This is a genomic window from Shewanella sp. YLB-07 (assembly GCF_009377275.1).
On record NZ_VOQB01000002.1, the window covers coordinates 609829 to 630295 of the forward strand.

The window sequence follows — 20467 nt, forward strand, 5'->3', positions numbered from 1 at the left end:
ATGGCACGTAGAAAGCATTCCAGCGTGGAAGAGGAAGCTCAAATTGATATGACACCGATGCTAGACATCGTGTTTATCATGTTGATCTTCTTCATTGTAACAACTTCGTTTGTTAAACCTTCAGGCCTTGATTATACCAAGCCAGAAGCGTCTACAGCGACTAAGAAGCCCTCTGCTAACATCTTCATCGGTGTGAGCAAGACAGGAACCATTATGATGGAGAACCGTCTGGTCGATATCGAGCGTGTAACTGCAAACGTAGAGCGTATGCTTGCAGAGGCTCCAGAAGCGGCCGTGCTAATCCAAGCCGATAAAGATGCCAAGCATGGTCTGGTTATCAAGGTAATGGATAGTGTGAAGAAGGCGGGCGTAGATAAGATATCTGTATCGGCGGGGAAAGACTAATATGCTTAGAGGAATAGTATCATTACTACTTGGTGGTGCTGTGACTTATGCCTTATTTGTCTTCATGGCATTTTTGATAGGTGGCGGTCCAACCCGCCACGATGCTTCAACAGAATCACCTATCATCGAAATAACCATGAGCAAAGAGGATGCATCAGCACAGAAGAAACCTAGGGTTAAACCTAAGCCTCCTGCGCCACCTGAGCAGCCACCTAAGCCGGATACAACTCCGCCTGACAGTTCATCTGACATAGATACAAACATGTCATTTAACATGGGTGGTGTTGAAACTGGTGGTGCAAACACAGGCTTTAAACTGGGTAACATGATGACGCGCGATGGTGATGCTACACCTATCGTTCGCATCGAGCCTCAGTATCCGATAGCCGCAGCACGCGATGGTAAAGAAGGCTGGGTACAGCTTAGCTTTACCATTAACGAACTCGGTGGTGTTGAAGACGTTAAAATTATTAAGGCTGAACCTAAGCGATTGTTTAACAAAGAAGCTAGGCGCGCACTTAAAAAGTGGAAATATAAGCCGAAGATTGTTGACGGTAAGGCACTTAGACAAACTGGTATGAAAGTTCAGTTGGACTTCACCTTAGACAAAGGAGGCAGATAACGATGCGTAAACTTAGTTTAAGAACGACTAGTATAGCTGCCGCTTTATTACTTTCTTTTGGTGGTAGTTTAGCACTAGTTCCGGCAGCATCGGCTGTCGAGAAGTGTCCTATCGAGAGTCGTAAGTCTAAAGCCGTTGGTCAAAGTGCAGCGAAGAAAGTGCAAAAATCTTTCAAAGCTTATACTGAAGGCGACGTTGACGGAGCCATCGCGATATTACTCGAGGCCAACCCTAAGAGTGATTTCGATAAAGCATATATTGACCGCATGTTGGGTAATTTCTACGCCGAAAAGTCTCAGATGGGTACAGCAATTAAGTATCTTAAGACTGCTGTCGATGCCGATATCTTAGGTGGCGGTGACCATGCTGCGACGCTGAGACTTTATGCCGACCTCTTGATTCAAGAGAAGAAGTTTAAAGAATCGATCACTTATTACTACAAGTGGATGGAGTTTACCTGTAAAGAGGATGCTCAAGTCTACCGTCGTATAGGTATTGGTTACTCAGAGCAGAAGAACTGGAACAAGGTTCTTGAGGCCGCTAACAAGGGACTATCACTGTCTGATAAGCCTGATAAAGGTTTGTATCAGATGAAGCTAACGGCTTACTTCAATCAGAAGAAGTATCCGGAAGCGGTAAAAGTGCTAGAAACCATGGTGCCACTTTTCCAGGATGATAAACGTCTTTGGGTTCAGTTAGCTCAGTTTTATTTGATGACTGAAAAGTACACTAAGTCGTTAGCCACTTATGATCTTGCTTATAAAAATGGTTTTCTTGAGACTGCGGGTAACATTACTCGTTTAACTCAGCTACTTGCACAGAATGGTTCGCCATACCGTGCAGCCAAAATATATGAGAAGCACATGAAGTCGGGCATGATCAAAGAGGAAGAGAAAACTCTTGGGATTTTGGCTGGTTTCTATCACAACGCGAAAGAGTTGAAAGAAGCTGCTTCATATTATGGTAAGGCTGCAGATGCGGGCAACAATGGCAAATATTATCTAAGACAGGGTCGAATCCTGTCTCTGGATGGTAAGTCTAAAGCCGCTGTTTCCGCGTTTAAGAAGTCACTCGACGCAGGCATTGATAATCCGGGTGAGGCTCAATTTGAGCTAGCACTTGCTTATTTAAACCTTAAGCAATATAAGTCTGCTTATTCGCGTGCTAAGTTAGCGGCGAAGGATAAGAAGACGGCTCGTTCAGCGAAGAGTTATATCTCTTATATCAAAGAGAAGGCACGTGTTCATAACGTAACACTGTAACTTTAACTTGACTAAATGAGTTTTTAAAAGCCCCGAAAGGGGCTTTTTTATTGCTGTGAATTCCTAGAAAACTGCAATCTTACTAGAACTTAGAACCTTCATTTACTGCATCTGCCTCAACTCAATATGTCGATGTTTTTCCATCTCTAATTCATGAGTTAAATTCTCTACGTCTTGAAAAATCAACTCTATGCTTAGGTTACGCGCCGGCGTGCAAGTATAGCCAGCGAGTTCGTAATCGATGTGACTCGTGTGTTTTTTGCCGTATTCTATATTGAAGTTTTCAATTTTCTTTTCAATTCTATGCAACACAATCTGAGTACCAGCCTCATCAATGTTGAATAACCCTAATGCAAAGCTGTTATTGTTGAGTCTCGCTACTAGGTCTGTTGTTCTTAAGATGGCTTCTTGTACCTGTTTCATAAAGAATTCGAGCAGATGAGGTTGCTTAACTGTTTCATGTATGTGCGGGCACAGATACAATAGAGCCAGACTTTGGTGATCTCTGATATGGCGATGCCATTCGCGGTTGAAAACCTCCATAAAGTAGGTTTGATTATAGACGCCAGTTTCTGGATCTCTGAAACCTGAGTTGCGAAATGAATAGATCATAGACTGGCTCCTTTCGGTCCTACAAAGAAGAAGATTGAGATAGCTGTATAAATATAGCAGTACAAATAATTTTGTACGTTTGCAATAAGTATAGAAAATAACAAGCAATTGCACCGAATATAGGGAAAGAAACAGATGAGAAGAGCTTTTTTAGCCGTATCAATAGGGTTAGTACTGGGGATCACAGGCTGTTCAGATAATGAAAATAAAGTAAGCAAAGACGCAGGTTCAACCGCAATCAGTACCTCTTCTGAAGTCGTACAAACCAGCCAGAAAAAAGAAGCATCTGTAGAGCAGGCTTACCTGGCATTGGTGGACGAATTCTTTAAGGACTATCTTAAGCTTGAGCCTATCTATGCCACATTTGTTGGGGTCAATGATTATAACGATCAGTTTGGCGGTGATCTTACAAATGAGTATTTGAAGACGCGTCATGATTTAAATACCAGTTATTTGGCAAGAGTCAAGATGATAGACAGAAGTGCTTTATCTCCTGAGCTACAGCTAAGTTATGACATGTTTACCTATGATAGAAATGTCGCTCTGGTAGATGAAACATTCCCAGCTCGTTTCATGCCAATGAATCAGTTCTACAGCACAGTTATCAGTATGGTACAACTGGGCAGTGGTGAAAGTGCTCAACCATTTAATACCGTCGAAGATTACCATAACTGGGCATCTCGTTTATCTGGGTTCATCGCCTGGACTAAGCTTGCACAAGAGCGCATGGACGAGGGAGCAAGAAGCAAGGTCGTTCTGCCTCGGGTGTTAGTCGAGCGCATTATCCCTCAGCTTAAGGCTCAGCTTGTCGATGATGCCAGTAAGAGCTTATTCTACGCGCCAATAAATAATCTGCCGCAGAGCTTTTCTGATACAGATAAAGCTGAACTCACCGCGAGTTACACTCAACTTATCAATCAAGAGTTAATCCCGGCACTAGCCTCATTAACTGAGTATTTCGAGACTAAATATCTCTCTGTTGCCCGCGCTAGCGATGGTTGGTGGGACTTACCTAACGGTAAAGTTTGGTATCAGCATCTGGCTAATTCCCACACGACTACCCTGATGCCAGTGGATGAAATCCATCAGATTGGTCTGAGTGAAGTGGCTCGTATCTTGTCTGAGATGGATAAGGTACGTGAGCAGGTTAAATTTAAGGGAGATTTGAAGGCTTTCTTCGCATCTCTGTCATCTGAGCCAGAATATTTCTTCACTGATCGCCAGGGCCTTATCGATGGTTATATGAGCCTTAAAGAGCAGATAAATGCTGAGCTACCTGAGTATTTCAATATAATGCCAAAGGCCGATTATGTGGTTAAGCCAGTGGAAAGCTTCCGTGAGCAGTCTGCGGCTGGTGCATCATATGAATCTCCAGCCGTTGATGGCTCTCGTCCTGGTGTGTTCTATATCAACACCTTTAACTTAAAAGCGCAGCCTAAGTGGGGGATGACGACCCTGTCTCTGCATGAGGCTGCCCCTGGACATCACTTCCAAATAGCCATAAAGCAAGAGTTAACTGGAGTGCCAGAGTTTCAACGTTTTGGCAATTACACTGCGTTCGAAGAGGGCTGGGCCCTGTATGCCGAATATTTAGGGGTTGAGATGGGGCTGTTCAATGACCCTTATCAGTATTTTGGTAAGCTGTCTGATGAGATGCTACGCGCTATGCGCCTAGTGGTTGATACCGGCCTTCACGCTAAAGGCTGGACACGTGAACAAGCGATTCAATACATGAAAGATAACTCGCCCATGGCTGAGTCGGACATCGTCGCCGAAGTTGAGCGCTATATGGCTATACCTGGACAGGCACTGTCCTATAAAGTGGGTCAACTCAAGATTCTTTCTCTTAGAGCTGAAGCGGAAGCTGAATTAGGCGATAAGTTCGACCTAAAAGTCTTCCATGATCAGATCTTAACCTCAGGCTCTTTGCCTATGGCGGTGATGGAGTTGAAGATCCATCATTGGATAGAAACTCAGAAGTAATTGAATACGAGATTAGTTAAACACAGTTTCATCAGCTAAAGCTTTTTAAACCCGGCTTTTATCAATATACTGGCTGGGTTTATTTTTTCTAAAATTTGTCATCGCTAAGGTATCTAGATACTGGCAGGCAAATTCATCACAACGTTAGGAGTTACACCATGGTACAAGCCACAGCAAGACATCTACTAGTTAGCAGCGAAGATAAATGTGAAGCACTTAAGCAGGAAATCTTAGCCGGTGCAGATTTTGGTGATGTGGCAAAGGCTAACTCATCTTGTCCGTCGAGTGCTCAAGGTGGTGACCTTGGTTCTTTCGGCCCAGGCATGATGGTTAAAGAGTTTGATGAAGTCGTGTTCAATGCGCCTCTGAATGAAGTTCAAGGCCCTGTTAAGACACAATTTGGTTATCACCTGCTTGAAGTGACAAGCCGCGGATAATTAGCAAAAGGTCATACTCTATGCTCGAACTCTATACCGATCGGCTCAGGCTTCGCAGTCTCAGAGCCGATGATTGGGATAATTTCTTGATGCTTCATCAAGATCCTATCATCAATCAATTTGTCAGACAGCCGGTCGTGGCGTCTGTGATTCTGGAAAATTTCGAGCATAGGTTAGTACCCTGGCAATATGAATCCGGTGACTGGTTGACTCTGGTCATAGAGGAGATTGGAACCGATAAATTTATTGGCTATACCGGATTATATTGCGTTAATCACGATTGTGACCGCGCCGAAGTGGGTTATATGTTAGCCAACGAAGGTCAAGGTAAGGGTTATGCTACTGAGGGTCTTAAGGCGGTCATTGACTGGGCTTGCTTAAGTTTTCAGGTGCACAAGTTTATCGGCCTGTGTGCGAAACAGAATATCGCATCGGTAAAAGTGTTGGAGAAAAATGGCTTCCAACTGGAAGGCGTGCTGAGAGACAACTATAAAATCGATGATATCTGGATTGATGATTGTACTTATGGCCTATTGAGCCATGAAAGAGGCGAATAGGTATTATCCTTGTCTAAGCTCGGTGCTATAATCTCATAAGAATTTTGATTAAAGGTAATACGTGTGACAGCACAAATAGAAACCTTGGCCCTATTGCCAGGTGAAGAGTACATAGAGTTATATAAAATTTTAAAAGTCCAGGCCATGATTGGCGGGGGCGGTGAAGCTAAATTCGTTATTAGTGAAGGCAAGGTAACCGTTGACGGTGAAGTTGAGACCCGTAAGCGTAAAAAAGTCCGGGCTGGTGAAGTGGTTTCTTTCAATGGCGAGTCAGTACAGATAGTCATTGCACCTTAATTGGTGATTGAATAACAATTAAGTGGAGTAATAAATGCAATTTCCAGATGATGACAATGGCAAGATGCTCGCAGCGATGGCCGATGCGGGTATTGATCTGACCAAGCAACTTGATGTCGACTTCTTCCTTGTTTTTGATGACCAAAGAGATGCCGAGTATGCCAGTGAAGAGCTGGCAAAGTCTGGGCTTGAAGGTGAATTTGAGCTTCATCTCAACGACGAGCTTGGCCAGTGGGAGCTGATTGTTTGTATTCCCATGGTTCCTGAGTATCAAGCCATAGTCGATCGAGAAGTTGAGCTCAATACATTTGCCCAAGAGTTCGGCGGCGTGACCGATGGTTGGGGCGTGATGCAGCATCAAGAGGGCGACGATGAGTTTGCCGATGACGAGCACGAATGTAGTGACGAGTGTAAGCACTAATCAGTCTGCTACGCATCTCGATTGATGCCACTTGGTGGCGTTTTTATTGGGTTTACATCGCTAAGCGATGAGATGACAGATATTTTGTATTAAGCCACCATTTGAGTGGCTTTTTTTATGCCTCTAATTCATGATGTAGCATCAAATGGTTTACCATACTCACACCTAGATTTAACAAGTTGGGTAATAGCCACAGAAGGACCAGAGAGAATGGCAAAGCAGATAAGTTTTGGAACTCCAGTCAATGATGCCGAACGTTGGGCTTTTTCCTTGTTGGCGGATGAGCTACCCGATAATTACATATTACTCACCAATGTGGAGATCCCAACTAAATCCGGGCAAGCCATGGAAGTTGATGCGCTGGTTATCGGCGAATGGGGTGTGTATGTCGTCGATGTCAAAGGCTATATAGGACGCTTAGATGCCGGACTTCATGCCTGGTCCTTAGATGGCAGGCAGGTGGATAACAGTCTGGCCAAGGCCAACTATGTTGCCCGCGTTCTGGCGGGTAACGTCAAGCATAAGATCCCTGTTGGTGTCTATGCGCCCTGGTGTCAGGGAATGGTATTTGTGACCGGACGCAGGGGTGAGGAGATTGAGCTGGAGAAGCAACAAGGGTCTTTGAGTATCTATACGCCGCAACAGATCGTTGCCGCTCTGACCAAGGAGTGGGGGCTTACAGCGCCTCGCAGCCATCAGGTGACTGATGAGCAAAAAGAGATGGTGCTTAAAACCATAGGTCAGGTCGCCCTTGTTGAGCAACGTAATAATAAGATCCAGGATTTCACTAAGCTCAAGTGTCTGTTCATTCAAAGTGGCTTAGAGGTCTGGCAGGCAGAGTACAATCCTGGTGGGTGGACGGCTCCCTGGTTACTGAAAATTCTGATACCGACTCAGTTTGTCGATAAAGAGCAGTCAGAGGAACATGAGAGTCGTTTGCGATCTGAGTTTAAGCGTCTGCAAGCGCTCACTGGCTGTAGTGGCGTTCCCTATTGCGCACCGCTTATACAGGATGGTGAGCAGCTAGTACTTCCAATAAGGATGCCAAGAGGCTTACCATTAAACATACTTGAAGCTGAATCATTAACGACCTATCAACTGCTTGAGATCTTAAGGCGCTCAGTCTCTGGTCTGCAGCAGATCCACCGCAGAGGATATACTGTTGGTGGCTGGACAGGGAACTGTATTTTTGTATCTGATCTGGGGGATGTCGAGTTTATTGATATCAAAGATAACCTCAATAGCAGTGAAGATATTCAAGCTTATGCAGCAGGATTCCAGGCTCTAGCTGAGCAGACTAAACAACCGCGTGTATACCAATGGTATCGTTTGGCGGCTAAAGGCGGCACAGTCGATCTTGATGCCCTTAGATGTGATCTGTCGGCACTGATAGATAATGGCGTTTGCGATACCTTGCCGGAGCGAGTAGAAATCACCACTGGGGCGATAATCGATCACCACTATAAGCTGGAGCAATTTATCGCGGCAACGCCTAATAGCCAGTTCTGGCGTGCAACCCACATCCAGGGGCAATATCAGTGTGGTGTTTCAATTTATACTAAGGTAGAGGCCAAATGGCCCACCTTGAGTAACTTATATCGTAGCCTGTCTAAATTACATCACCCCCATGTCGAAAAGGTGTTGGGTTTTGGCCAGTTGCCCCTGAGTGACGAGCTCTTTATCGCACGAGCATGGGAGTATGGCGTATCTCTGGATGAGCTGCCTGAAATTCAATTGGGTCAGCCTGTGATGTGGTTTACGCAGCTGCTAAGCGGATTGCAATATATGCATCAGATGGATATTTATCATGGTGCCATTTGTCCTAAAAATATTATCTGTAACCAAGAGAAAGCTATCTTAGTCAACTTTGGCATCGGCTTAGACATTGCGACTAGTCACTACGCCAGTCGCTATGCCGACCCTAAACTCTGGGCCGCAGAAGGTGATGCTGAGAGAGATCTTTATGGTTTAGTGGCCGGCTTTATCTCCACTTTGGCACCTATGTCATTGCAGGGAGACGGAGGACGTGAGGGGATTATTCAAGCGCTTAATTCTTTCGATAAGCAGTGGTTTGGTGAGAAGACCTTCGATACCTGCATGAAGGTATTAAATTTTGAATTCGAGGCTACGCCGGGAATGAATTATCTTCAAGCCTTCGATGTGGTAGATAGTTTAGTTTAAGGGGTATTTTCACCCTCAAACATAAAAAGAGAAGCTCTATTTGGGCTTCTTTTTTATGTTTGATACTCTGTGACGCTAGGGTTTAGGAGCTAGGAGTTGCTAGTTACGGTAGGGGGCGAATATCTCTAATAACCAATCGATAAAGGCTTGGGCTTTGAGTGACAGGTTACTGGATTTTGGGGTCAACACGTAGTAGATGTAAGGACTGGTGAAACCTGTATCGAAGGGGATAACTAAACTTCCATCAGCCAGTTGCTCTTCGATAAAAAATCTTGGAATAAGTGCGACTCCCATGTCACCAGCTGCTGCTTGGCTGAGCATATAGAAATGTTCCATGCCAAACTTCTTATCTGTGGTCAAAGCCAGTCCAACCTGCTGTGACCAGTAGGGCCAAAGCTCTGGCCTGGTCGTGTGTTTAAGCAAGGTCATCTTGTTGATGTCTTCGACGGTGTTAAGTTGTTCGGCTAACAGAGGGGAACATACCAAGCAGAGATCTTCATCCATTAGCTTGATAAAGTTGGCATCTGTCGGCTCATTCTGAGCACTTCTGATGGCGATGTCACAACGGCTCTTATCGAAATCTACCGCAAAATCGCCAATGGAGAGATCCACATACAGATGAGGGTGTCGCCGCTTAAATTCCTCCATCCGGGGGATAAGCCAATTGATGGTGAGGCTAGGCAAGACGTTGATAGAGAGCGTCTGAGTTCGCATCTGTTGTGACTTTATCTCATCTGTCGCATTATTTATGGTCTGCAGCGCCGACTGCACCTGAACGAGGTAACGTTGGGCATCATCAGTGAGCAATAATTTTCTATGTTGGCGAATGAATAAGGGGACGCCTACAAATGACTCCAATCCCTTGATCTGTTTGCTGATGGCCCCATGAGTAACGAAGAGTTCGTTGGCCGCTTTGCTAAAACTCAAGTGTCTCGCGGCAGATTCAAAAGCCAGGAGTGAATTGAGTGGTGGAAGAGGTGAATGCATCATGTGCCCGCTGATTATTTGTGTGAGAATATCTCACTCTAAGTGGACGATAACTCCTTTGCACATCTTGTGCAAATATCGTCTAATAATACCATTCTACGCGTGTAAACTATTTTGAGACTTATCTATGCCATTGGAACTATCCTATGAACTTATCGCACTCCTGTTTGGCGTGGCTATGTTGGCAGGCTTTATCGACGCGATTGCGGGAGGCGGTGGTTTAATCACTATTCCAGCACTTATGTGGGCAGGTCTTCCGCCTACAGCAGCACTGGCGACCAACAAGCTGCAAGCCTGTGGTGGCAGTTTCTTTGCCAGCCTATACTTTGTGCGTAAAGGCATGGTGAAACTCGGTGAGATGAAGTTGGCTATCGCTTGTGCCTTTGTCGGTGCCGCTATTGGTACCATAGCCGTACAGATGGTCGACACAGCTTTCTTAGAGACATTATTACCCTTCTTAATTCTAGGTATAGGTGGCTACTTTCTGTTTTCAAAGAAGATCAGCGAAGAGGACAAACATCAAGTCTTTACACCTGTTATGTTTGGTTTTACAGCAGCATTCGGCGTTGGGTTATATGATGGATTCTTTGGCCCGGGAACAGGCAGTTTCTTCGCATTAGCCTTCGTGTCTCTTGCTGGTTTTGGCCTCGCCAAAGCCACAGCTCATGCCAAAGTGCTCAACTTCTCGACCAATATTGCCTCACTCATTTTTTTTGCCATCGGTGGCAAAGTATTTTGGTTGCTCGGAGGTGTCATGCTCGTTGGTCAGGCAATCGGAGCCACTCTGGGCTCCAGACTCGTCCTGACTAAGGGGACAAAAATAATCAAGCCATTGGTCGTCACTATGTCTATCGCCATGAGTGTAAAGCTACTGTCGACACAATATGATCTTTTTGCTTGGGTTTAACTGAGCTTGAGAGTGTGGATTTTGCCAAAACTTCTACCTTAATATGGTATAAAGTGTTCCTGACATTTCCCATATTTATATGGGGCAGATGATGGGACTCCCGAAAATGTGGGATCATCTTTGACCCTGCTTTGAAGCTAGCAGCATCTACATAAGTTGATCTATAAGACCATTCGACATTATCCTGTCTGACCTTTTTATCGTATAAGCTTAAAAACGACTACCGTAAAAAAGAAAACTCCTATAGCATACCCCATAATGTAGATGTGGCAGCAGCCAAGTTTACCAAGCAATTTATGCTTGGTAACCAGCGCAACGCATAAATACTAAGCTTTTATGTGTTTTGTCGTATACTTTTACATTTATATTCGAACGGTGAATTCGGATATAAACTTTTGTTTTTCACCAACAATTATGAGTAAATATAATGGCTAAAGGTACAGTTAAGTGGTTCAACGCAGATAAAGGTTTCGGCTTTATTACACCTGAAGATGGCAGCAAAGATCTGTTTGTTCATCATTCAGAAATTCAAGCTGGTGGCGGATACGCAACTTTGAGTGATGGCCAGGCTGTTGAATTCGAAGTTGGCCAAGGTCAAAAAGGTCCTTGTGCAAATAAAGTAGTTCCTGTTTAGATAGGTAGCTGCACATAAAATGCAAAGGCAGTCGGACACGTTAATGCGTGCCGACTGCTTTGGGCATTATGTGCCAATAAGTTTTTAGTGGGTGATGTCTAAATGGACAATGCATCAATTTTTATTAACATTTAAGATTCGCCACTCTTAACCTACTTTCATCTCTCAACATTTTCGCAAGTTATTTGAGGCTATGGTATTTAGCCAATTGACCAAATACCAAACCAGCTCAATGAAACAAACCTAAGAAGATATTTGACACTTGTTATCTGACAAGTAAGCACGGCAGCCTAAGAGTTTGCATAAGCCTTCTCAACTACTTCTGCGATAATCGCAATTCCTTCACGCATCTTGGCTTGATCTTGCACATAGTTCATTCGTAAGCATTGGTGGGCATGCTCCCACTTTTCCTCCGATTGTTCTTTCTGTCCAAAGAAGAAATATTCTCCCGGTACTATCAATACTCCACGAGCCTTTAATCTGGCATAGAGCTCCATAGTGGTGATAGGCAATTCATCGAACCAGAGCCAGAGGAACATGGCACCTTCTGGTTTATGAATTTTGAACCTGCTGTCTGTGATGGATTGCTGTAACAAAGACAGTGCAAACTCTGATTTTTCTTTATAAAAAGGTTTGATCACCGATTCGCTTAAACGTAATAGATCGCCTGATTCAATCATGTGCTTGGCAATGGCTGGGCCGAATCCTCCGGGGGCTAGGCTGATAATGCCATTAAGATTCGTCAGCGCCTGAGTGATCTCCTCATTGGCTATCACGATGCCGCAGCGCACGCCGGGTAAACCCAATTTGGATAAACTCATACACAGTATGGTGTTGCTGTTCCAAAATGGTGTCACTTCTTCGAAGATGATATTCGGGAAAGGGGTGCCGTAAGCGTTATCTATGATAAGAGGAATGTCATTTTTGCGTGCTAAGAGGTCTAATTTGGATATCTCAATATCGGTCAACACGTTGCCCGTGGGATTGGTGGGGCGAGACACACATATTGCTGCTACCGAGTCATCCACTTTTAGCTGCTCAAAATCCACATGATACTTAAACATGCGGTTATCTAGCATCTCGATTTCGGGGCGGTAAGAGACAAATATATCATCGTCCAGTCCGGCATCACTGTAACCTATATATTCAGGTGCCAGAGGTAAGAGTATTTTCTTGTGGCTGCCATCAACTTGCTTGCCAGCAAGCAGATTAAACAGGTAGAAGAAGGCACTTTGGCTGCCGTTGGTCAGGCTGATATTTTTCTCGCTGATATCCCAGCCATAAGTCTCCCGTAACAAGCCCGCTAAGGCTGTTAGAAAGGTATCTTTACCCTGAGGACCATCATAGTTACCTAATGCCGCTATCAACTCACCGTTTGCCAGCATCTCGCTTGCTGCTTGGTGAAAATAATCCTGCATCGCAGGAATAGTGGCAGGGTTGCCACCGCCCAACATAATGGCGCCTGGTGTGCGTAGCCCATCATTGAGATCATTCATCAACTGATTAATGCCGGAGTTACGATTAAATTTTTCACCAAACTTTGAATACTGCATGAGCCTAATACCTAAAAATCGTAATTTCTTATGAATACCTGTAGTAACAATATTCAGTAAGAAACGCACTCATTATTTCATTTTTAAGTGCCTAATTTTGCAATCCATCATGTTTTGCGAAATAAATCGCAATTTATTTGTTCAGTTTAGGCTTATGGGAATAGGGGGAAGATATGAGTTGATGTAGTGCCTTTTATGGTGAACACTAAAAGCTAGGAATTCCGTTTCCCAATACAGTGTAGATGCGGCTTTGAGAGTTCAGGGATGGGCTATCAAGCTTTGACTCATTGTGTGTTACGGCACTGTTTTCTTATCACTCGCTTATAATTGTCTCATAGATATGCTTTACCAGTAATCGTATTTTTTAGTTCGAAAATTCGACTTGTACAATTAAGCCTGGTTGGTTATCCAGTAACTCTATTTTCCCGTTATGCAGTTGTATAATGGCTTTGACTAAGGTTAAGCCTAAGCCAAAACCAGCCACACCACGGCTTTTTTCAATGCGATATAAGCGCTGAAATACTTTTTCCTTTTCGATATCACAAATACCAGGTCCATTATCGCTAACAGTAAAACCACGGGGTGTTAACTGAACGCTGATTTGTGCTTTATTTCCGGCGTACTTACTGGCGTTTTCTAGCAGATTATATATGGCTCGAAACAATAGCGTTGCATCACCTTGAATAGAGAAGGGCTCAGCGCTTTCTATACTGACAACTTGCTGTTTCTCTTCTGCAAGCGGCTCTACTAAATCCACAGCATCGATAATGACTTGCTGTAAATCAACCGTTTTAAAGTGTTTGGTGTTGCTCTCTTTCTGTTGCTGGAGCCTAGTCAATTCAAGCATTGCACTAAAGGTAAATAATATCTCGTCGAGCTTATCTAGCATAGATTCTAGCTGCTCACTGGGGTGATTCAGTTGCTGTTTAGTTAATATCTCCGATTCAATTTGCTGCCTTAAATGGCTCAGTGGCGTGCGTAAATCATGAGCAATCGCATCAGTGATCCCGGAAACCGTTTCAAAGGAGTGTTGCAATTGATTGAGCATGGTATTGATATGTAAGGCCATATGATCATATTCATCATTATGGTCCGATACTGCGACACGTGCGTTCAATTGACCTGATTCAACCCGTAAGGCGACTTGATTAAAGCTGTTAATGCGTTTTAACACCCGCATTGAGAAAACTAAGCCCGTTATTATGCCGAGCAATACGGCCAGTAATAATGCAACGGCTGAGGCACTGATAAATTGTGCTTTAAGTTCATATAATGATTCATCGTCGACAGCCACTATGAGCGTTCCAGAGGCCATAGGCTGAGCACAACCGGAAACCAGCCTGATCTCATCAAATTGGTCTAACCAAATCGGGAAACGCGATAAGCTCGGGCATTGCGATAAAGTCGTAGGGGGGGCGCTAAGTCTACCAATGAGCTGTTGCTCTATTTGATAACTCAGAATGTATTGACGTGAACTTTGAGCCTGTAGCTTAAATTGTTCAATAAACTGCTCTGTACTTAATTGCTCAGCAAGTGATGTTTGCTGAGCAATAATATTAGCCATTTGTAACCCTTGTTGGCGGTTCATTTGACCAATGCTCAATTGATACAAGACTACCAGTAAGATGGTCACCACCGATAATAACAAGCCAGTATACAAACGAGTTAAACGCCACACCGAGTGGGCGGTTTTAACGCTGCTCCACCATTCTGTAACCGACGCCACGTACTGTTTCCAGTAAAGGGGTAAGACCATCAAATTCTACCTTTTTACGCAATCTTGCCATATGAACATCAATAACATTCGTTTGTGGATCAAATTGATAGTCCCAAACTGCTTCAAACAATAACGAGCGAGATACCACCTGTCCGCTATGCTCCATCAAATAACGTAACAGCTTAAACTCTTTTGGCAGCAGGGAGATTTCAGTTGACCCTCGGAACACCTTATGAGAAAGCAGATCCATTTTTAGATCGGCAACGTGCAAAACGCTGGTTAGCTTTTCGCTGTGAGTACCTTTGCGCTGAATTAAGATCTCAATACGCACGAGCAACTCAGAAAGCGCAAAAGGTTTGATTAGGTAATCATCACCGCCTTCACGCAGCCCTCTTACACGTTCAGAGACGCTATCTAAGGCACTTAAAATAAGTACTGGTGTTTGTTTGCCTGCATTTCTTAACGTCGATAATACCGTTAAGCCATCTAATTTAGGTAGCATCCGGTCAAGCACGATTAATTGGTAGTCGCCTTCAAGCGCTAAGAATAAACCATCTTGGCCATTATCCGCTAGATCAATCTCGTAGCCCTGTTCTTTAAGGGCTTTTTGTAGGTATTGACGAGTCGTCTGGTTATCTTCAATAACAAGAATTCGCAAAAAGTTTCCCTAGGGGAGTGCTACTCCCCTATAAATGTTGACTGAATTAGCGCTTCATTACTGGAATGGCTTTGCCAGTAGTTACATCTACAATGACACGTGTAAGGCCTTGCTCGCCCATGAGTTTAAATTTGTAGAATGTAATGCCTTTTTTGTTCTCTAATTCAAACTCAAAAACATCAGCACTGTATTTAAGCTGTAATTGGGCAATGGTCGCGCCTAAGTTAAATTTTGACGCTTGTAACTCCTGTAACGCTAACAGGTCATCATTATCTAATCGACTTAAGCTATTTTTAGTTTTATGTTTTAACACCGCACCATCTGCAAGGCTTAATTCAATGTCATGCTTTTCTTTTGTTTCAAGATTGACAGCTTCAATATCATAGGTTGCTTGATTATGATGATCATCAATTTCAAATTCGACAATGTGCTTAGCGTAATCTGTACTTACCTTCTCAATCGCCTGCTCTAAAGTGAAATTAGCGCGTTGTAATGCTAGTGCGGACAGTGCATCGTCTTCACGACCCGCAAATGCTGATAGTGATGTGAAGGCCAGCGCTGCACAGATTAATTTAGTATATTTCATTTTGTTATCCTAGTGGGTTGTTGGTTGAGAACTGAATTGTACGTGTTGTCCCTTGCACCAACGTGGATGAATCATTACAAAAAGTTAATCCTTAAACTAGGTATTTATTGCATCAGAATCTAGTCATCACGGGGAGCAGTTAAATGAGCTTAACTCAAAAAAGACTAACACATCTTTAGCTGCAAAAGTGATTGTCACAGGGTTATCATGCTTGTGAAACGGCGATAGTTTTCTTACTATAGCTAAATCAAAAAACAGGTTCTCCATCTTCCTCATTTTAATCGAGAATGCATGAAATTTATCCACACTTCTGACTGGCATATTGGCAGGCAGCTACATAACCAGAATCTGCTCGAAGATCAGCGCTTCGTGTTAAATCAGATCGTTGAATTCGCCGTCGAACATGATGTCGATGCCGTGATTATTGCCGGTGACATCTATGACAGATCTATTCCACCAGCTAATGCCGTGGCGCTGCTCGATGAGGTGGTGAATCGTCTCGTTAATGAACTTAAGATACCCGTAGTCATGATCGCGGGTAATCATGATGGCCATGAACGTCTTGGCTTTGCCTCGAGACAGATGACAGATAGTGGCTTGTATATCATAGGTCCGCTGACCAAAAACGTTGCGGCGATAGAGCTTAAAGGCAAGCAGGGCAGTGCCGTTTTTTATGGCTTGCCTTACGCCGATCCTGCCACTGTGCGTCATGTGTTTGAGTGTGAAGTGACGAGTCATGAAGAGGCTATGGTTAAATTGCTTGAGCAAGTGCATATTCATGACAGCCAAGATTTACCCAAAGTGGTGATTAGCCACTGTTTCCTCGATGGCGGCAGCGAGTCTGAGTCTGAGCGTCCGCTGAGTATAGGCGGCGCGGATAGAATCTCTCCAAGTTTATTTACTCCGTTTAATTATACGGCGCTGGGTCATCTCCATGGGCCGCAGTATAAGGGGGCTGAGCATGTCAGGTATTCCGGCTCCATGCTTAAGTACTCTTTCAGTGAGCAGCATCAAAATAAATCAGTCACCTTGGTCGAGTTAGATAATCAAGGTAAAGCTAACGTAGAGCTATTGCCACTGGCTGCGATGAGGGATGTGCGCATCATCGAAGGGGAGTTGGCTGAGTTACTCGAGCAAGGAAAAACAGACGTCAATCGTGAAGATTACCTGATGGTGAGACTGTTAGATAAAACCGCCATTTTAGATGCCATGGGTAAGTTGAGAAGCGTATACCCTAATGTGCTGCACTTGGAGCGCACGGGCTTGATGGCGGATAATGGCAGAGTAGAGCTTAGCCGGGATCACATCAAGAAGGGCGAGTTGGATATGTTCAGTGATTTCTTCTCTCAGGTATCCGGAGAGCCAATGACAGAGGCACAGCAACAGGCGATGACAGCGGCAATCGATGAGTTACACAAAGTGGAGAGTGCATCATGAGGCCATTAAAACTGGTGATGTCGGCCTTTGGCCCCTTCGCGTCGACCCAGGAAACCGATTTTTCGGCGCTGGGCACCAATCCATTATTTTTGATCAACGGACCAACTGGCGCGGGTAAAACCACGCTTTTAGATGCCATCTGTTTCGCTCTATACGGTAAGACCACAGGTGATGAGCGTGAAGGCAGTCAGATGCGCTGCGACTTAGCCGTTGACAGTCTACTCACCGAGGTGACTTTTAGTTTTGCCCTGAGTGATATTCAATACCGCATCCGCCGTGTACCCGAACAGCAACGCGCCAAGAAAAATGGTGATGGTTACACGGTGCAGAAACCTGAGGCTCAGCTTTACCGTATCGATAGTGACTGTAGCGAGCATCTGTTGGTGGCGAGTAAGGTCTCTGAGGCTACCGCTGAAATTGAGCAACTCACAGGTCTGGATGCCGACCAGTTCCGTCAAGTCATGGTGCTGCCCCAGGGTAAGTTCCGCGAACTCCTGATGGCAGACTCTAAAGACAGAGAGAAGATATTCAGTCAGCTGTTTCAGACTCAAATTTATCGTAAGATTGAAGATAAACTCAAGTTTCAGGCTTCTGCAATTAAAGCTGAGGTTCGGGATCACCGCAACAGACGCGATGGGATCTTACACAATATCGAGCTTGAGTCAGATGAAGCGTTAAACGCTGAGCTTGCCGAGTTTTCACCTAAACTAACTCAAGCCGTTGAGAGTAAAGAGAAGGCGAGCCTTGTCTTTATTGATGCCAATAAGCAGTTTGAGTCTGCCAAGTTACTGACCAATGATTTCGATGCTCTGGAAAAATTGCAACAGTCAGCTGCAGTATTAGATGAGCAAAATCAGGCGATAGAGCAAGACAGAGCAAGGCTAGAAAGCGGTCAAAAGGCGCAGCAATTAAAACCAGTGTTAGATGTTTCACTGTCTCGTGAAAAAGAAGTCGCTCAAGCTCAAGATAGCCTGGCTCGAATTCAATCTGCTAAGCAGAGCAGTGAGCAGGCACTGGCCTTAAGCAAAACCAAGTTTGACTCATTGGCTGAGTTGGATGTGGAACTGCAACGAGCACAGAATGAAGCGCAAAAGTTAATTCAATTGGAGCCTCAGCTTCAAGGATTAGATGGTCTACAAAAATCGTTCAGTCAGGCAACAGGTGAACGTGATCAAGCCAAAGAAAAAGGTATTAAAGAGAAGGGAGTATTAGAAGTTCTAGCAGCTGAAAAATATGCCGCAGAGCAACGAATCTCTCAGTTAGAGCAAGGTGCTAGTGAGCAGGTTAATGCCCAGCAAGCTGTCACTGTTCAAAACGACTTGATTGAGCGTTATCTGCAGTGGCAAAAGGCGAGTATCGAATCTAGTCATACTGAACAGGCCTTGAAACAGGCAAAAGAGAAAGGTCAACAACTCAAGTCTCGTTTTAGCGAAGCGCAAACGAGCCACCGACAACTGCAGCTGATTTGGCATCGTGGGCAAGCAGCAAGTTTAGCATTGCAGCTTAGTCCTGGGCTGCCGTGTCTGGTATGTGGTAGCGTTGAACATCCCAATCCCGCTCAAAGTGAGGAGCAACTGCCAACTGAAGAGGAGCTGCAACAGGCTCAGCGAATTGAAGAATTGGCAAATGAAGCCCTTAACCAAGCTAGAGCCGATTACTCAGGCTTAAACACTCAATATCAAGTGCAGTTGAAGCAATTAGATGAACTTCAGCAAAGAATTGGCGACAGCTGTACTCAACCCATTGAAAGTTTGCAGTCACAATTGCAGGAGTTACAGCAGCAGCTTACTAAAGCCAATACTGCCGCTCAGCAATTAATTCAGCTAAGGAAGCAAATACAAAACTGGCAATCGAAGGAGAGGGATCTGCAAACGGAGCTCGATGCTGAACGAGAGCATTTTCAAAAGCTGCAGAATCTCGTATCGAGTCTTAAAGGACAAGTGGAGCAAGCATCAGCCGCTATACCTGATCAATATCGTAGCCTAGATGTACTCAAAAATGCGATTCGCCAAGCTAATGCCCATGTTACGGCGCTACACCAAAGCATAAACACCATACGCCAGTCTCATACACAAGCACTGGAGCAAGATGCGGCACAGTCTGCAGCTTTAGCCAGTGCTCTGTCGAACAGTGCTCAGGCAAGGGAGTTAAGTCATGAGGCTCATGCGGAGCTAAGTAGCCAATTATCGAGTTCAGGTTTTAGTGATAAGCAGGCATTGACCCATGCTTTGTTATCCAGTGAAGTCCTTAAAGATATAGCCGATGGAATCGCTAACTATCAGCAGGCTTGTATTGCCAATCAGACGACCCTAACTCAGTTCAGTGAGAAGCTTGACGGGCAAGTAAGGCCTCAATTAATCGATGTTGAGGAGCGGGTGGCGACGAGTCAGGCAGAGCTGCAAGCGGCTGAGCATAGTTGGCAACTCATTCAGAGCAGAGTCACACAATTGGTTCAGACTCAAAAGCAGCTAAACGACGCCGATTCTCAGGCCAAGAAACTTGAGGATGAGTATGCCGTTATCGGTACCTTATCTGAAGTGGCTAATGGACAGACAGGCAATAAGATAAGTTTACAGCGCTTCGTCTTGAGTGTGCTGCTCGATGATGTGCTGCTCGAGGCGAGTCATAGATTACAGATGATGAGCAAGGGGCGTTACCGACTGATACGTAAAGAGGAGAGGGCGAAGGGCAATAAGGCCTCAGGACTCGAGCTGGAGGTGGAAGATGCTTACACCTCTAAGGTGCGCCCCGTGGCGACCCTGAGTGGCGGAGAGAGCTTTATGGCAGCGCTTTCTATGGCGCTGGGGTTATCAGAAGTCGTACAGGCCTATGCCGGTGGGATTAAACTCGATACCCTGTTTATCGATGAGGGTTTCGGCAGCTTAGATCAAGACTCACTGGATTTAGCTATTCGTACCTTGATGGATCTGCAATCTTCTGGCCGCATGATAGGGGTTATCTCTCATGTCTCCGAGATGAAGGAGCAGATAGGCACCCGCATCGATATCATCAAAACAGCCCAAGGCAGTGAAACGGTTATCGTTCTGCCTTAAACGAGTGCTTGCTCAAAGTCAGTTAATTAATACATTGGTTCTGTTCAAATAGAGGGTTCCAATGCAAGTTAAATCACATTAAGAATAATTATTCAAAATTCTCTAGTCGATCAGTTTGTACTTTGTCTTAATTTTGGTATAAGTTATCTCGATTGTTT

At 44.5% G+C, this 20467-nt stretch carries 19 protein-coding genes; 13 read left to right on the forward strand and 6 right to left on the reverse strand.

The window, feature by feature from the left end:
* The 3 genes from FS373_RS06525 to FS373_RS06535 are packed head-to-tail and all read left to right on the forward strand — an operon-like array spanning window position 1 to window position 2289.
* On the forward strand, window positions 1-405 hold the full coding sequence (locus FS373_RS06525; RefSeq protein WP_041419965.1) for an ExbD/TolR family protein: 405 nt from the start codon (window positions 1-3) through the stop codon (window positions 403-405).
* Between the two features lies 1 nt (window position 406).
* Window positions 407-1027 (forward strand): energy transducer TonB, encoded by a 621-nt coding sequence (locus tag FS373_RS06530; protein WP_144047252.1) that lies wholly within the window; start codon window positions 407-409, stop codon window positions 1025-1027.
* A gap of 2 nt (window positions 1028-1029) precedes the next feature.
* The gene (locus tag FS373_RS06535) at window positions 1030-2289 is read left to right on the forward strand and encodes a tetratricopeptide repeat protein (protein WP_144047251.1); all 1260 of its coding nucleotides are present in this window, start codon (window positions 1030-1032) and stop codon (window positions 2287-2289) included.
* A 102-nt stretch (window positions 2290-2391) separates the two neighbouring features.
* Here the strand turns inward: FS373_RS06535 and FS373_RS06540 are convergent, their stop codons facing one another.
* Complete coding sequence (locus tag FS373_RS06540; protein ID WP_144047250.1) at window positions 2392-2901, reverse strand: diguanylate cyclase domain-containing protein; 510 nt, start codon at window positions 2899-2901, stop codon at window positions 2392-2394.
* A gap of 135 nt (window positions 2902-3036) precedes the next feature.
* On the opposite strand from FS373_RS06540, the gene FS373_RS06545 reads away from it, so the two are divergent.
* The 6 genes from FS373_RS06545 to FS373_RS06570 all read left to right on the forward strand — a co-directional run bounded on the left by FS373_RS06545 (window position 3037) and on the right by FS373_RS06570 (window position 8777).
* Window positions 3037-4884: a DUF885 domain-containing protein gene (locus FS373_RS06545; protein WP_152828980.1), complete on the forward strand. Its 1848-nt coding sequence runs from the start codon at window positions 3037-3039 to the stop codon at window positions 4882-4884.
* Window positions 4885-5042: 158 nt separating this feature from the next.
* Entirely contained in the window at window positions 5043-5321 is a 279-nt protein-coding gene (locus FS373_RS06550; protein ID WP_144047248.1) for a peptidylprolyl isomerase, read from the forward strand.
* A gap of 20 nt (window positions 5322-5341) precedes the next feature.
* A complete protein-coding gene (locus FS373_RS06555; RefSeq protein ID WP_152828981.1) occupies window positions 5342-5878 on the forward strand; it encodes a GNAT family N-acetyltransferase in 537 nt (178 codons plus the stop codon).
* Between the two features lie 63 nt (window positions 5879-5941).
* Window positions 5942-6175 (forward strand): RNA-binding S4 domain-containing protein, encoded by a 234-nt coding sequence (locus FS373_RS06560; RefSeq protein ID WP_144047246.1) that lies wholly within the window; start codon window positions 5942-5944, stop codon window positions 6173-6175.
* Window positions 6176-6209: 34 nt separating this feature from the next.
* Window positions 6210-6596, forward strand: coding sequence for a ribonuclease E inhibitor RraB (locus tag FS373_RS06565; protein WP_152828982.1), 387 nt, complete (start codon window positions 6210-6212; stop codon window positions 6594-6596).
* A gap of 210 nt (window positions 6597-6806) precedes the next feature.
* A complete protein-coding gene (locus FS373_RS06570; RefSeq protein WP_144047244.1) occupies window positions 6807-8777 on the forward strand; it encodes an NERD domain-containing protein kinase family protein in 1971 nt (656 codons plus the stop codon).
* A gap of 99 nt (window positions 8778-8876) precedes the next feature.
* Here FS373_RS06570 and gcvA read toward each other — a convergent pair whose 3' ends face one another.
* A complete protein-coding gene (gcvA, locus tag FS373_RS06575; RefSeq protein ID WP_144049042.1) occupies window positions 8877-9764 on the reverse strand; it encodes a transcriptional regulator GcvA in 888 nt (295 codons plus the stop codon).
* 127 nt (window positions 9765-9891) lie between these two features.
* On the opposite strand from gcvA, the gene FS373_RS06580 reads away from it, so the two are divergent.
* The gene (locus tag FS373_RS06580; RefSeq protein WP_144047243.1) at window positions 9892-10671 is read left to right on the forward strand and encodes a TSUP family transporter; all 780 of its coding nucleotides are present in this window, start codon (window positions 9892-9894) and stop codon (window positions 10669-10671) included.
* A gap of 427 nt (window positions 10672-11098) precedes the next feature.
* Window positions 11099-11305: a cold-shock protein gene (locus tag FS373_RS06585; RefSeq protein WP_144047242.1), complete on the forward strand. Its 207-nt coding sequence runs from the start codon at window positions 11099-11101 to the stop codon at window positions 11303-11305.
* A 290-nt stretch (window positions 11306-11595) separates the two neighbouring features.
* On the opposite strand, the gene FS373_RS06590 is transcribed toward FS373_RS06585, so the two are convergent.
* From FS373_RS06590 to FS373_RS06605, 4 genes are all read right to left on the reverse strand, one after another.
* The gene (locus FS373_RS06590; RefSeq protein WP_144047241.1) at window positions 11596-12858 is read right to left on the reverse strand and encodes a valine--pyruvate transaminase; all 1263 of its coding nucleotides are present in this window, start codon (window positions 12856-12858) and stop codon (window positions 11596-11598) included.
* 364 nt (window positions 12859-13222) lie between these two features.
* Window positions 13223-14614, reverse strand: coding sequence for a HAMP domain-containing sensor histidine kinase (locus FS373_RS06595; RefSeq protein ID WP_144047240.1), 1392 nt, complete (start codon window positions 14612-14614; stop codon window positions 13223-13225).
* Window positions 14550-15233, reverse strand: coding sequence for a response regulator transcription factor (locus tag FS373_RS06600; protein ID WP_144047239.1), 684 nt, complete (start codon window positions 15231-15233; stop codon window positions 14550-14552). Before FS373_RS06600 ends, FS373_RS06595 begins: the two co-directional genes overlap by 65 nt.
* Before the next feature lie 46 nt (window positions 15234-15279).
* Window positions 15280-15819, reverse strand: a complete 540-nt coding sequence (locus FS373_RS06605) for a PepSY domain-containing protein (RefSeq protein ID WP_144047238.1) — start codon at window positions 15817-15819, stop codon at window positions 15280-15282.
* 291 nt (window positions 15820-16110) lie between these two features.
* On the opposite strand from FS373_RS06605, the gene FS373_RS06610 reads away from it, so the two are divergent.
* Window positions 16111-17256, forward strand: coding sequence for an exonuclease SbcCD subunit D (locus tag FS373_RS06610; protein WP_144047237.1), 1146 nt, complete (start codon window positions 16111-16113; stop codon window positions 17254-17256).
* On the forward strand, window positions 17253-20309 hold the full coding sequence (locus FS373_RS06615) for an SbcC/MukB-like Walker B domain-containing protein (RefSeq protein WP_144047236.1): 3057 nt from the start codon (window positions 17253-17255) through the stop codon (window positions 20307-20309). The genes FS373_RS06610 and FS373_RS06615 overlap by 4 nt, the downstream gene beginning before the upstream one ends.
* The last annotated feature ends 158 nt before the right edge of the window (window positions 20310-20467 follow it).